Annotated in this window: 13 protein-coding genes, 1 pseudogene and 2 riboswitches; of the genes and pseudogenes, 7 read left to right on the top strand and 7 right to left on the bottom strand. The window is 70.5% G+C overall.

Translation table 11 applies throughout. The annotated features are described in order from the left end of the window. The first annotated feature begins 38 nt into the window (after positions 1-38). Genes ACZ4SW_RS30495 through ACZ4SW_RS30485 form a run of 3 tightly spaced genes read left to right on the top strand, consistent with a single transcriptional unit; the run spans position 39 to position 1,427 of the window. On the top strand, positions 39-218 hold the full coding sequence (locus ACZ4SW_RS30495) for a CopG family transcriptional regulator (protein ID WP_468251941.1): 180 nt from the start codon (positions 39-41) through the stop codon (positions 216-218). A gap of 1 nt (position 219) precedes the next feature. Continuing rightward, entirely contained in the window at positions 220-570 is a 351-nt protein-coding gene (locus tag ACZ4SW_RS30490; protein WP_468251939.1) for a VOC family protein, read from the top strand. Next, positions 567-1,427, top strand: a complete 861-nt coding sequence (locus ACZ4SW_RS30485) for a class I SAM-dependent methyltransferase (RefSeq protein ID WP_468251938.1) — start codon at positions 567-569, stop codon at positions 1,425-1,427. The genes ACZ4SW_RS30490 and ACZ4SW_RS30485 overlap by 4 nt, the downstream gene beginning before the upstream one ends. 91 nt (positions 1,428-1,518) lie before the next feature. On the opposite strand, the gene ACZ4SW_RS30480 is transcribed toward ACZ4SW_RS30485, so the two are convergent. The 7 genes and pseudogenes from ACZ4SW_RS30480 to gcvT form a co-directional block, all read right to left on the bottom strand. Continuing rightward, positions 1,519-1,737, bottom strand: a complete 219-nt coding sequence (locus ACZ4SW_RS30480) for a helix-turn-helix transcriptional regulator (RefSeq protein ID WP_468251937.1) — start codon at positions 1,735-1,737, stop codon at positions 1,519-1,521. 9 nt (positions 1,738-1,746) lie between these two features. Next, positions 1,747-2,154, bottom strand: a complete 408-nt coding sequence (locus ACZ4SW_RS30475) for a hypothetical protein (RefSeq protein ID WP_468251935.1) — start codon at positions 2,152-2,154, stop codon at positions 1,747-1,749. Between the two features lie 186 nt (positions 2,155-2,340). Further along, positions 2,341-2,574, bottom strand: a pseudogene (locus ACZ4SW_RS30470) (DNA-binding protein); the annotation flags it as partial. A gap of 144 nt (positions 2,575-2,718) precedes the next feature. Beyond that, on the bottom strand, positions 2,719-4,086 hold the full coding sequence (locus ACZ4SW_RS30465) for an L-serine ammonia-lyase (protein ID WP_468251934.1): 1,368 nt from the start codon (positions 4,084-4,086) through the stop codon (positions 2,719-2,721). A gap of 101 nt (positions 4,087-4,187) precedes the next feature. Next, a complete protein-coding gene (gene glyA / locus ACZ4SW_RS30460; RefSeq protein WP_468251933.1) occupies positions 4,188-5,450 on the bottom strand; it encodes a serine hydroxymethyltransferase in 1,263 nt (420 codons plus the stop codon). A 14-nt stretch (positions 5,451-5,464) separates the two neighbouring features. Then, positions 5,465-5,842 (bottom strand): glycine cleavage system protein GcvH, encoded by a 378-nt coding sequence (gcvH, locus tag ACZ4SW_RS30455; RefSeq protein WP_468251931.1) that lies wholly within the window; start codon positions 5,840-5,842, stop codon positions 5,465-5,467. Between the two features lie 109 nt (positions 5,843-5,951). Beyond that, on the bottom strand, positions 5,952-7,073 hold the full coding sequence (gene gcvT, locus ACZ4SW_RS30450; RefSeq protein ID WP_468251930.1) for a glycine cleavage system aminomethyltransferase GcvT: 1,122 nt from the start codon (positions 7,071-7,073) through the stop codon (positions 5,952-5,954). Between the two features lie 40 nt (positions 7,074-7,113). After that, positions 7,114-7,231: riboswitch (glycine riboswitch) on the bottom strand. Beyond that, a riboswitch (glycine riboswitch) is annotated at positions 7,232-7,343 on the bottom strand. A 458-nt stretch (positions 7,344-7,801) separates the two neighbouring features. Between gcvT and ACZ4SW_RS30445 the strand changes: the two genes are divergently transcribed. The 4 genes from ACZ4SW_RS30445 to ACZ4SW_RS30430 all read left to right on the top strand — a co-directional run bounded on the left by ACZ4SW_RS30445 (position 7,802) and on the right by ACZ4SW_RS30430 (position 11,704). Continuing rightward, the gene (locus tag ACZ4SW_RS30445) at positions 7,802-8,494 is read left to right on the top strand and encodes an AAA family ATPase (RefSeq protein WP_468251979.1); all 693 of its coding nucleotides are present in this window, start codon (positions 7,802-7,804) and stop codon (positions 8,492-8,494) included. Between the two features lie 67 nt (positions 8,495-8,561). Then, complete coding sequence (locus ACZ4SW_RS30440) at positions 8,562-9,365, top strand: enhanced serine sensitivity protein SseB (protein ID WP_468251978.1); 804 nt, start codon at positions 8,562-8,564, stop codon at positions 9,363-9,365. Between the two features lie 213 nt (positions 9,366-9,578). After that, positions 9,579-10,373: an enhanced serine sensitivity protein SseB C-terminal domain-containing protein gene (locus ACZ4SW_RS30435; RefSeq protein WP_468251977.1), complete on the top strand. Its 795-nt coding sequence runs from the start codon at positions 9,579-9,581 to the stop codon at positions 10,371-10,373. Positions 10,374-10,696: 323 nt separating this feature from the next. Beyond that, entirely contained in the window at positions 10,697-11,704 is a 1,008-nt protein-coding gene (locus ACZ4SW_RS30430; RefSeq protein ID WP_468251928.1) for an ABC transporter permease, read from the top strand. The last annotated feature ends 7 nt before the right edge of the window (positions 11,705-11,711 follow it).

Raw genomic sequence — 11,711 nt, 5'->3', positions numbered from 1 at the left:
CAGTGCGGCTAGGTTGCTAGCATGCTAGCCTCGACGGCGTGGGTGACGAGGAAGTCAAACAGTTCAACGTGTACCTGCCGATCGGGCTGATCAAGCAGGTCAAGTACCGCGCCATCGAGTCGGGAATGTCCTTGTCGGCTCTGGTCCAGGACGCGCTGCGTGCTTACCTCGACGACGCCCGACGGCAGGAACAGCAGTCGACCGAGAGGGAGAGCTGACATGGCGACCGAGGGCATCGAAGCGGTGTTCCTGGAGACGCACAACTGGGGCAGGGCGGCGCGTTTCTTCCAAGCCCTGGGCTACGACCTGGAGTTCGCGACCGACCACAACTCCGGGCAGTTCCGCAACGGTGACGGCCCGTCCGTCTTCATCGCCGAGATCCCCGAGGACCGAGAGCCGCGCACGGAGATCGTGTTCAAGGTGCCGGACGCGGACGCGTTCCACGCCGATCCCGCCGTGGAGGTGGTCACGCCGTTCGAGGACACCCACTTCGGGACCCGCATGATGACGGTCCGCGACCCCGACGGACGGCTGTGGAGCCTTCAGGCCCCCCGGAAGGACCAGTCGTGACCGGCGAGCGGACCGAGGCGCCGGACGGCACGGCGGTACGGTGCGCCCTGTGGCGGGCGATGCACGTCCAGGTCGACCCGCCGCCCCATGTGTTCGAGGACGAGATCGGCCTGCGGCTCGCGGACCCCGAGCCGGACTGGCGCGACCGCCCGGACATGGACCCGGACGCCACCAGGGCGTTCCGTGCTGCCATCGTGGCCCGCGCCCGTTTCGTCGAGGACCTGGTCGCCGAGCAGGCCGACCGCGGCGTCGACCAGTACGTCATCCTGGGCGCAGGCCTGGACACCTTCGCCCAGCGCAAGCCGGACACCGCCTCCCGGCTGCGGGTTTTCGAGGTCGACCGGCCGGGCCCGCAGGCCTGGAAGCGCCGCCGCCTGGCCGAACTCGGCCTCGGCGTCCCGGAGTGGCTGCACCTGGTGCCGGTGGACTTCGAAGCGGGCGTCGGCTCCTGGCTGGAGCGGCTCACCGCGGCCGGTTTCGATCCCGGCCGTGCGGCGGTCATCGCCTCCACCGGCGTCACGATGTACCTCACCAAGGAGGCCACCGCGGCCACCCTGCGCCAGATCGCCGCGCTGGCACCCGGCTCGACCCTGGCCCTGACCTTCCTGCTCCCGGAAGACCTCGTCGCCGAGGCCGACCGCCCCGGCCTGAGGGCGAGCGAGGCGGGGGCACGGGCATCGGGCACGCCGTTCCTCAGCTTCTACACCCCGCGCGAAATGCTGAACCTGGCCCGCGCAGCCGGCTTCCAGGACGCCCGGCACATCTCGGGCGCCTCGCACACCGAGCGCTACTTCACCGACCGCCCCGACGGCCTGCGCCCGTCAACGGGGGAGGACCTGCTGCTGGCCCGGACGTGACGCGGGCGGCACGCGAGGGCGTCGACCGCGAGCCCCGCGGGCATGTGCGGACTCACTGTGAGGCAAGGCAGGGGCATGAGAAGGCTCGATATCAGGCAGGCTTGTCCGTCGTTTCCGTCCGGTCAGGACGGAAGATCTCCTCGATGGTCAGGCCGAAGACGTCGGCGATGGTGAACGCCAGAGGCAGGCTGGGATCGTACCGCTCGGTTTCGATGGCGTTGATGGCCTGCCGAGAGACTTGGCACCGGTCGGCCAGGTCGGCCTGGCTCCACCGGCGAGCTGCACGCAGTTCGCGTAGTCGGTTCTTCACAACGCGCCCTCACCGGTTCAGGCGGGTACGCAAGTCCGCGATCGTCATCCAGATTGCCACGCCGCCGAGGAGGATCAATTGCGCGAGCTGATGGAGCTGGATGACACCTGCGGCATCGAGCAGAGTGGCCACTTGCAGCCCCACGAGGACTGCGGCGAAAGCGATGGCCATACTCTCCAGCTGAATCCGGCGCAGGTACTCGTCCGCGCGCCGGAATGCCCGCAGCAGCACCCAGGCGATCGCGAGGGTGAAGACGGCGGTGGTCGCGATCCACCAGGCCTTCTGGGCGGTGCTCTGATGGGGGTTGCTGCCCAGAGCCAGGGCTATCACGCCCAAAGCGGACACGGGTATGCCGTCGATGAGTACAGCGCGGCGGGCCGCGCGCGTCACATGGTCCTGCTGTACCTGCTTTGCCATGCGAGGAATGTAAGGTCTCCTTTCCATGGAGTCAAGCGTCCCTGACTTGATGGAAGGGATCCCTTACATTCTGGCCGTGTTGAACGAGAGACGGCTCCGGACCCGCCGAGCACTGCTCGGTACCGCCGTGGCCTCAGCAACGCACAGACGAGGCAGCCGGCTCACTGAGTCTTGAACCGTCGTCCTCACGTTGAAGACGTGGACGCCGGGGCCGCACAGCATGAGGAGGACCTCGGGGTCCGAGGTCAGAACCGTCACCGGGGAGGGTGAGACGAGTGCGGTGGCGGCCACGATCGCATCGAGGGCGTACTTGTGGCCGTGCAGCCCGGCTCCGGCGAGGATTGTGCTTACGTGACGGGCGACAGCTTCGGTGGGCGGGACGATGTTCATGCGCGAGACGGCGTAATCGAAGCGCGCTCGGGGCTGGTGAGTCGGCCTGTCCCAGGGACTTCTCAGGGACTTTCACGCCTGTCCCAGGGAGGTTCCAGGGACTTTCCGCCGCGTAGGCAGGAAAGGACCCGACAGCGCTGAAAGACACGAACGCGCTGGTCAGGGACTACTTCCCTAGCACTCGATGATGTTCACCGCGAGCCCGCCCCGCGCCGTCTCCTTGTACTTGACGCTCATGTCCGCGCCGGTCTCCTTCATCGTCTTGATGACCTTGTCGAGGGAGACCTTGTGCGAGCCGTCGCCGCGCATCGCCATGCGGGCCGCCGTGACCGCCTTCACCGCGGCCATGCCGTTGCGCTCGATGCACGGGATCTGGACCAGACCGCCGACCGGGTCGCAGGTCAGGCCGAGGTTGTGCTCCATGCCGATCTCGGCCGCGTTCTCCACCTGCTCCGGCGTGCCGCCCAGCACCTCCGCCAGCGCGCCCGCAGCCATGGAGCAGGCCGAGCCGACCTCGCCCTGGCAGCCGACCTCCGCGCCGGAGATGGACGCGTTCTCCTTGAAGAGCATGCCGATCGCTCCCGCGGCGAGCAGGAAGCGGACGACCCCGTCCTCGTCCGCGCCGGGCACGAAGTTGATGTAGTAGTGCAGGACCGCCGGGATGATGCCCGCGGCGCCGTTCGTGGGCGCGGTCACGACCCGGCCGCCGGCCGCGTTCTCCTCGTTCACCGCCATCGCGTAGAGCGTGATCCACTCCATCGCGCGGGCCGTCGGGTCGCCCTCGGCGCGAAGCTGGCGCGCGGTGACGGCCGCGCGGCGACGCACCTTCAGACCGCCCGGCAGGATGCCCTCCCGGGACATGCCGCGCGCCACGCACTCCCGCATCACCTGCCAGATCTCCAGCAGGCCGACCCGGATCTCCTCCTCGCCGCGCCAGGCCCGCTCGTTCTCCAGCATCAGGGAGGAGATCGACAGGCCCGTCTCCTTCGTCAGACGCAGCAGCTCGTCGCCCGTGCGGAAGGGGTACTTCAGGACCGTGTCGTCGAGCTTGATGCGGTCGGCGCCCACCGCGTCCTCGTCCACGACGAAGCCGCCGCCGACCGAGTAGTACGTCTTGGAGAGCAGCTCCGCGCCGGAAGCGTCGTACGCCCATATCGTCATGCCGTTGGCGTGGTACGGCAGGGCCTTGCGGCGGTGCAGGACCAGGTCGTCGTCGAAGGAGAAGGGGATCTCGTGCTCGCCGAGCAGCTTCAGGCGGCCCGCCGCCCTGATCTCCTCCACCCGCTCGTCGGCCCTCTCGACGTCCACCGTGCGCGGGGAGGCACCCTCCAGGCCGAGCAGGACCGCCTTCGGGGTGCCGTGGCCGTGGCCGGTCGCGCCGAGGGAGCCGTACAGCTCGCAGCGCACGGACGCCACCCGGGCCAGCAGGTCCTCGTTGCGCAGCCGACGGACGAACATGCGCGCCGCGCGCATCGGACCGACCGTGTGGGAGCTGGACGGGCCGATGCCGATCGAGAACAGGTCGAAGACCGAGATGGCCACGGGTGACTCCTCAATACGGGGGTGGTGCGAAAGGCGGTACAGGGATGCGGGCACCGCGCACGCCGGTACTCCCAGTGTGCGCGGTGCCCCGCAAAAGTGACTTACTTGTTCAGACCCGGGTACAGCGGGTGCTTGTCGGCCAGGGCCTTCACCCGGGCCTTCAGCGCCTCGGCGTCGTAGGACGGCTTGAGCGCCTCGGCGATGACGTCCGCGACCTCCGCGAAGTCCTCGGCCGTGAAGCCGCGGGTGGCCAGGGCGGGCGTGCCGATGCGCAGACCGGAGGTCACCATCGGCGGGCGCGGGTCGTTCGGGACCGCGTTGCGGTTGACCGTGATGCCGACCTCGTGCAGGCGGTCCTCGGCCTGCTGCCCGTCCAGCTCGGAGTCGCGCAGGTCGACCAGGATCAGGTGCACGTCCGTGCCGCCGGTCAGAACGTTCACCCCGGCCTCGCGGGCGTCGGCGGCCGTCAGCCGCTCGGCGAGGATCTTCGCGCCCTCGACCGTACGGCGCTGGCGCTCGCGGAACTCCTCCGACGCGGCGACCTTGAAGGACACCGCCTTGGCCGCGATCACATGCTCCAGGGGGCCGCCCTGGAAGCCCGGGAAGACGGAGGAGTTCAGCTTCTTCGCGAACTCCTTCTTCGCCAGGATGATGCCGCCGCGGGGTCCGCCGAGGGTCTTGTGGGTCGTGGAGGTGACCACATCCGCGTACTCCACCGGGTTCGGGTGCAGTCCCGCCGCGACCAGGCCGGCGAAGTGCGCCATGTCGACCCAGAGGTACGCCTCGACCTCGTCGGCGATCCGGCGGAACTCGGCGAAGTCGAGCTGTCGCGGGTACGCCGACCAGCCGGCGATGATCACCTTCGGGCGGTGCTCCTTGGCGAGCCGCTCGACCTCGGCCATGTCGACCAGGCCGGTCTCGTCCACGTGGTACGCGACCACGTCGAACTGCTTGCCGGAGAAGTTCAGCCGCATGCCGTGGGTCAGGTGACCGCCGTGCGCCAGGTCCAGACCGAGGATGGTGTCCCCGGGCTGGGCGAGGGCGAACAGCGCCGCCTGGTTCGCGGAGGCGCCGGAGTGGGGCTGCACGTTGGCGTACTCGGCGCCGAACAGCTCCTTGATCCGGTCGATGGCGATCTGCTCGGCGACGTCGACGTGCTCGCAGCCGCCGTAGTAGCGGCGGCCCGGGTAGCCCTCGGCGTACTTGTTGGTGAGGACCGAGCCCTGCGCCTCCATGACCGCCAGCGGGGCGAAGTTCTCGGAGGCGATCATCTCCAGGGTGGACTGCTGCCGGTGCAGCTCGGCGTCGACCGCGGCGGCCACATCCGGGTCGAGCTCGTGCAGGGGCGTGTTCAGGAGGGTCATCTGCGGGTCCGTTCTCAGCCGGCGATGTGGGCGTCGTACTCGTCGGCGGACAGCAGGTCGGCCGGCTCCTCGGAGATGCGCACCTTGAACAGCCAGCCGCCCTCGAACGGCTCGGAGTTCACCAGCGACGGGTCGTTGACCACGTCCTCGTTGACCTCCGTGATCTCGCCGGTGACCGGGGAGTACAGGTCGCTGACCGACTTGGTCGACTCCAGCTCGCCGCAGGTCTCACCCGCGGTCACCGTGTCGCCGACCTCCGGGAGCTGGACGAAGACGACGTCGCCGAGGGCGTTGGCCGCGTGCTCCGTGATGCCGACCGTCGCAACGCCGTCCTGGGCGTCCGACAGCCACTCGTGCTCCTTGCTGTAGCGGAGCTGCTGGGGGTTGTTCATGGCCTGGATTCTCCTGTACGCGGGGGAGTGGTGGTGAAGGGAGTACTTCTGGAGACGTGCGTGAGCACGGCGGAGGTGCGCGGGATCGCGTCACCCGCCCGCCGAGTGGCTACTTCCGGCGCTTGTAGAACGGCAGCGCCACGACCTCGTGGGGCTCGTGGCTGCCCCGGATGTCCACCCCGACCCCGGGTGTGCCCGGCGCGGAGTGCGCGGCGTCGACGTACGCCATCGCGATCGGCCTGCCCAGCGTGGGGGAGGGCGCCCCGGAGGTGACCTCGCCGATCACCTCGCCGCCCGCGACGACCGGGTATCCGGCCCGCGGCACGCGCCGGCCGTCGGCGACCAGGCCGACGAGGACGCGCGGCGGGTTCTCCTGCGCACGGGACGCGGCCTCCTCCAGCGCGGCGCGCCCGACGAAGTCGCCCTCCTTCTCGAACTTCACCACCCGGCCGAGCCCGGCGTCGAAGGGCGTCAGCGAGGTGCTGAGCTCGTGCCCGTACAGCGGCATGCCCGCCTCCAGGCGCAGCGTGTCCCGGCAGGAGAGCCCGCAGGGGATCAGACCGACGGGCGCGCCGGCCTCGGTCAGCGCCCGCCACAGCTGCTCGGCGTGCTCGGGCGCGACGAACAGCTCGAAGCCGTCCTCGCCGGTATAGCCGGTGCGCGCGATGAGGGCGGGGACGCCCGCGACCGTGCCGGGCAGGCCCGCGTAGTACTTCAGGCCGTCGAGGACGGCGTCGGTGAGGGACTTCAGGATGCCGGGGGACTCGGGGCCCTGGACGGCGATCAGCGCGTAGGCGTCCCGGTCGTCGCGGACCGCGGCGGCGAAGCCCGCGGCGCGCTCGGTCAGCGCGTCCAGCACCACCTGGGCGTTGGAGGCGTTGGCCACGACCATGTACTGCGCGTCGGCGAGCCGGTAGACGATCAGGTCGTCCAGGATGCCGCCGTCCTCCCGGCAGATCATGGTGTAGCGGGCGCGGCCCACACGGACGGAGGCGATGTCGCCGACCAGCGCCTGGTTGAGGAACCGGTCCGCCTCGGGGCCGGTCACCGTGATCTCGCCCATGTGCGACAGGTCGAACAGCCCCGCCTTGGTGCGGACGGCGACGTGCTCGTCGCGCTCGGAGCCGTACCTGAGGGGCATGTCCCAGCCGGCGAAGTCGGTCATCGTCGCGCCGAGCGAACGATGCAGGGCATCGAGCGCGGTACGGCGCAGGGGGCTACTACTGCTCATCGGTTGTGCTCCCAAGGCAGGGCAGGACGGGCGAGGTCGGTCCTCCCCATCTGTCATCGGAACCTGAGAGGTTCGCCATGAACGCCCCCGCGCGGCGGGTCGTCACGGCTTGCACCTTGGGTGGAGCCACGGCGAAGCGGCCCGCTTTCCAGATGTGCCTCGCCCGCGCGGTATCGGGGCCTGAGAGATTCAAGGGAGGGACTTGCTCCTTCGGCGCCCGGGCCCACGTACGTACCCCGTACGTCCCCGGAACTCTCCCGCGCGGATTCAAGCGGCCGGTATGCAGTTGGCGCGCACATCATTGCACGCCTCGCCCGGTCGCGGCAGGCCGCATGGGCAACCGGTCCCGGGCCGCGTCGGTGACGGGCTTCGGGGCGCGCCGGGACTAGCTTCGGGTCACGCCGGGGACGGCTTCGGGCCGTGGCGGGATGGGCTGAAGGTCGTGCCGGGGACGGCTTCGGGCCCTGGCGGGACGGGCTGAAGGTCGTGCCGGGGACGGCTTCGGGTCACGCCGGGGACGGGCTTCGGGTCGCGCCGGGGGACGGATCAGGGTCGCGCCGGGACCGGTTCCCGCGGCGTCCGTACGGGCTCCGGCCACGCCGGCGACCGGCTTCCGGTCGTATCTGTAACCGGCTTGTGGCGGTACGCGCACGAAATCGCAAGACGTCTTCCATTACCTTCTCTTTACATTCGGCGGGGATGGGACTTCCTGACCGCAAGGGAGGACGATCACGGTGAACAGGACGACGGCGTACGCCACGACCACGGGTGTCGCGGTACCCCGGCAGCCCGGAGCCCCGGCCCGGGCTGCCGGCGCACCGGTGCCGGCGCCGGTGGTCCGGGATCTGCGCGACCGCGGGGGCCGCAGTCCGTACGGGCTCACCTTCGGCGTCCGCGACCTCGTCGTGGTCACCGGCCTGCCCGGCAGCGGCAAGTCCACACTCATGCGGCGCGCGGTGCGCGGCGCATGCGTCGACTCCCAGGACACCCGCGACCGCTGGGACGCGCGCCTGGCCCGGTTCCTGCCGTACGCGGTCTACCGCCCCCTGGTCCGCCTGGCGCACTACGCGGGCCTGCGCCGCGCCCTGCGTGCCGGCACCGGGGTCGTCGTGCACGACTGCGGCACCCAGACGTGGGTGCGTACCTGGCTGGCCCGCGAGGCCCGGCGCCGCGGCGGCACCCTGCACCTGGTCCTGCTCGACGTCGCCGAGGACACCGCCCTGGACGGCCAGCGGCAGCGTGGCCGAGGCGTCTCCCGGTACGCCTTCCTGCGGCACCGTCGCGCCACCCGGCACCTGCTGCGCGCCGTGGAGGGGGGCCGGCTCCCGGAGGGCTGCGGCTCGGCGGTCCTGCTCGACCGGGACGCGGCGGACGTGCTGCGCCGGATCGACTTCGCGGACTGGGCGGAAGGAGCGGAATGAATCGCCCGGTCCGTGCACCCGTTAGCCTTTTCGCCACACCAGAGGTACTCGGCAGGTGATGAGGCAGATGGACTTCCCGGCGGACCTTCCCGCGGGCTTCCCCCCGGACTTCCCGGCACAGGCGCACCCCCATCCGCACGGCGGATGGCCGGGCAACGAACTGGAGGAGGTGCTCTCCGCCTCCCTCGGCATGCCCGCGGCGGGCGGCCGGATCATCGAGGTGCTCGGCCGCAGCTTCCTGTGGGTGCCGCTGCCGAACGGCGGCGGCCCGCACAGCGGCCCCCTCGACCTGCCCACCCTGGAGATCGAGGGCCAGGCGTACGTCCCGGTGTTCAGCTCGGAGGAGCAGTTCCGCCACGTCGCGGGCGGCCACATGTCGTACACGATCGCGCCCGCCGTCGAGTTCGCCCGCGGGCTGCCCCCGCAGGTCGGCATCGCGGTCAACCCGGAGGGCGTGGTCGGCATACCCCTGCCGCCCGACGCGGTGGCCGAACTGTGCCGGGTCGGACGCACCCCGCTGGACGGCCCCGCGAGCGGCGGCCGCGTCCGCCTCTTCGAGCCGGACTGGCAGGACGACCCGGTGGACTTCCTCGCCGCCGCGTCCGCCGAGTTCGCGGGGATCGGCGTGGTCCGTACGGCACGCCGCTGCCTCGCCGCCATCGAGACGGCGGACCCGGTGTTGTTCGTCGGCGTGGAACTCTCCCAGTGGGAGGGCGACCTCCGCGCCCTCCCCATGGACGCCCTGGGCCGCGCCCTGGCCAAGGCGGCGGTCCCCTGGCCGGTCAACCTCGTCCTCCTGGACGTGACCGATGACCCGGTGGCCGAGTGGATGAGGGAACAGGTCCGGCCGTTCTACCAGCACGGCTACTGAGCAGGGCGTCCCGTCAAGGGCGCCCCCTCAGGGGCGCGGGGAACTGGGCGCCCGGCCATGAACGACCCGCGCCCGCCGACCGGCAGCAGACCCCGAGCTCCTGGACACCGCGGCCGGCGGCAGCCACCCCGCACCGGCTGTCAGCGGACCCGCCTAACCTGGTTTCATATGCGGAGCACATCGTCAGCGAAGGGGCGGTAAAGGGTGAGCGGGGTGAGCGCGAGCGGCACCGCGGCCGGCCAGGTCGAGCACATGCTGCGCCAGGTGACGCCCGGGCGTTACGACGCCTACGAGGCGCTCCTGCAGGCGCTCGCGACCCCGTCCACCGGCAGGGTCTGGATGCTGCTGTGGCAGGGCCAGGCCGGCTCGCCCGACGCCCAGTACGCGACCATGGAGGTGGACGGCCACGGCTACGCGCCCTGCGTCACCTCGGCCCAGGAACTCTCGGCCAGCGGCTGGACCCGCTCCTACGAGGTGATCGACGGCGCCGACGTGGCCCGCGCCCTCTACCCCGGTCACTACGGCCTGTGGCTCAATCCGCACGCCCCCGGCGGCGGCGTCGGCATCCCCTGGCCGGACCTGCGCCGCATCGCCGCCGGCCTGGAGCGCCAGCCCGCGGGCCCCCTGAGGCTGTCGGAACCGGCCATCGAGATCCCGCAGTTCTACGCCCTGCTCACGCAGAACGCGCACCGCACCCCCGCCGTGCGTTCCCTGCGCCGCGCCTGGGTGCAGCCCTCCCTCGGCGCCCCGTACCTGGCGATCGGCCTGGACGTCTACGACACCTCGCCGCCCGCCGTCGACTCGGTGCGCGCGATGATGCAGCAGTCCGTCACGGCCGTCCCCGAGGGCCTGCCGGTGTCGACGGTCGCGCTGTCCGACGAGCACGACCCGGTGGCGATGTGGCTGCGCGCCAGCACCCGCCCGTTCTACGACCGCGAGGCCCACGCCACGGCACCGGCGCCCGCGGCCGGCGGCTACGGCTACCCGCCGGCACGCGGGGCGTACTGACACCCCTGTAGTGCACGGCAGTTGACACCGTCCGGCACTCGGAGCCCTTCTTCGCGCGTAGATGAGGGTGGATAGTCCCACTCTCGTCCGGTCTCGCCCAATTTGCCTGCGTCCGGCCCGCGTTACCCGCTGTCCGGATAACGGATCTCCCCAGTCCGCATCACGTTTATGCATCCTTTCCCCGTCAAGTCTGGTCACTGATCGGCGAAGCATTGAAGACTCCGGCTTCAAGGGGTTTCGCCCCTGTGTACGACGGACTGAGTCATGCCGCCACCGCGGCAAGTGCGGGCCGGTCACCGCCGGTTGAGAGGGGTCCCTGCCAGATGACGGCACCATTGCACGAGCCGACTGCGGAAGCGGCCGCGAGTGCTGCCGAGGAAGCGGCCGTTGCCAGCGCCGATGCGAAGGCCGTCCAGGGGCGTTCCCTGGGCCGGATCGCCTGGGAGCGCCTGAAGCGGGACAAGCTGGCCCTGTCGGGTGGCATCGTTGTCCTGCTGCTGGTCCTGGTCGCGATTCTCGCGCCGGTGATCACGAACCTGGTCGGACAGGATCCCGACGCGTACCACGAGAACCTGATCGACCCGCTCTTCGGAACGCCGACGGGGTCCCTGGGGGGTATCAGCGGCGACCACCTCCTCGGCGTCGAACCGGTCAACGGCCGCGACATCTTCGCCCGCATCCTCTACGGCGCCCAGATCTCGCTGCTCGTGGGCTTCCTCTCCGCGCTGGTCGCGGTGGTCTTCGGCACGGTGCTGGGCATCCTCGCCGGCTTCTTCGGCGGCTGGGTCGACTCGGTCATCAGCCGGGTGATGGACGGCCTTCTCGCCTTCCCCCAGCTGCTGTTCATCATCGCGCTGGTCTCGGTCATGCCGAGCCAGATGCTGGGCCTGAGCGGTACGGGCGTGCGCGTCTTCGTGATGATCGTGGTCATCGGCTTCTTCGGCTGGCCCTACGTGGGACGCGTCGTGCGCGGCCAGACACTGTCGATGCGTGAACGCGAGTACGTCGAGGCGGCCCGCTCCCTCGGCGCCGGGCGGTTCTACATCCTCTTCAAGGAACTGCTGCCCAACCTCGTGGCGCCGATCATCGTCTACATGACGATGATGATCCCGACGAACATCCTGACCGAGGCGGCCCTGAGCTTCCTGGGTGTGGGCGTCAAGCCCCCCACGGCCTCCTGGGGTCAGATGCTCTCCAGCGCGATCGACTACTACAACTCGGACCCCATGTACATGGTGGTCCCGGGCGTGGCGATCTTCATCACCGTCCTTGCGTTCAACCTCTTCGGTGACGGCGTGCGCGACGCGCTGGACCCCAAGGGCTCCCGCTAACTGCCGT

The organism is Streptomyces sp. NPDC028331 (genome assembly GCF_055565775.1).
Note: the sequence above shows the minus strand (reverse complement) of the source record. Positions and strands in the feature narration are given on the sequence as shown.

Excerpts from the sequence above, each read along its gene's own strand:
- ACZ4SW_RS30490 (WP_468251939.1), top strand. The coding sequence starts at position 220 with ATGGCGACCGAGGGCATCGAAGCGGTGTTCCTGGAGACGCACAACTGG.
- ACZ4SW_RS30475 (WP_468251935.1), bottom strand. The coding sequence starts at position 2,154 with ATGGCAAAGCAGGTACAGCAGGACCATGTGACGCGCGCGGCCCGCCGC.
- glyA (WP_468251933.1), bottom strand. The coding sequence starts at position 5,450 with ATGACCCTCCTGAACACGCCCCTGCACGAGCTCGACCCGGATGTGGCC.
- gcvH (WP_468251931.1), bottom strand. The coding sequence starts at position 5,842 with ATGAACAACCCCCAGCAGCTCCGCTACAGCAAGGAGCACGAGTGGCTG.
- gcvT (WP_468251930.1), bottom strand. The coding sequence starts at position 7,073 with ATGAGCAGTAGTAGCCCCCTGCGCCGTACCGCGCTCGATGCCCTGCAT.
- ACZ4SW_RS30440 (WP_468251978.1), top strand. The coding sequence starts at position 8,562 with ATGGACTTCCCGGCGGACCTTCCCGCGGGCTTCCCCCCGGACTTCCCG.
- ACZ4SW_RS30430 (WP_468251928.1), top strand. The coding sequence starts at position 10,697 with ATGACGGCACCATTGCACGAGCCGACTGCGGAAGCGGCCGCGAGTGCT.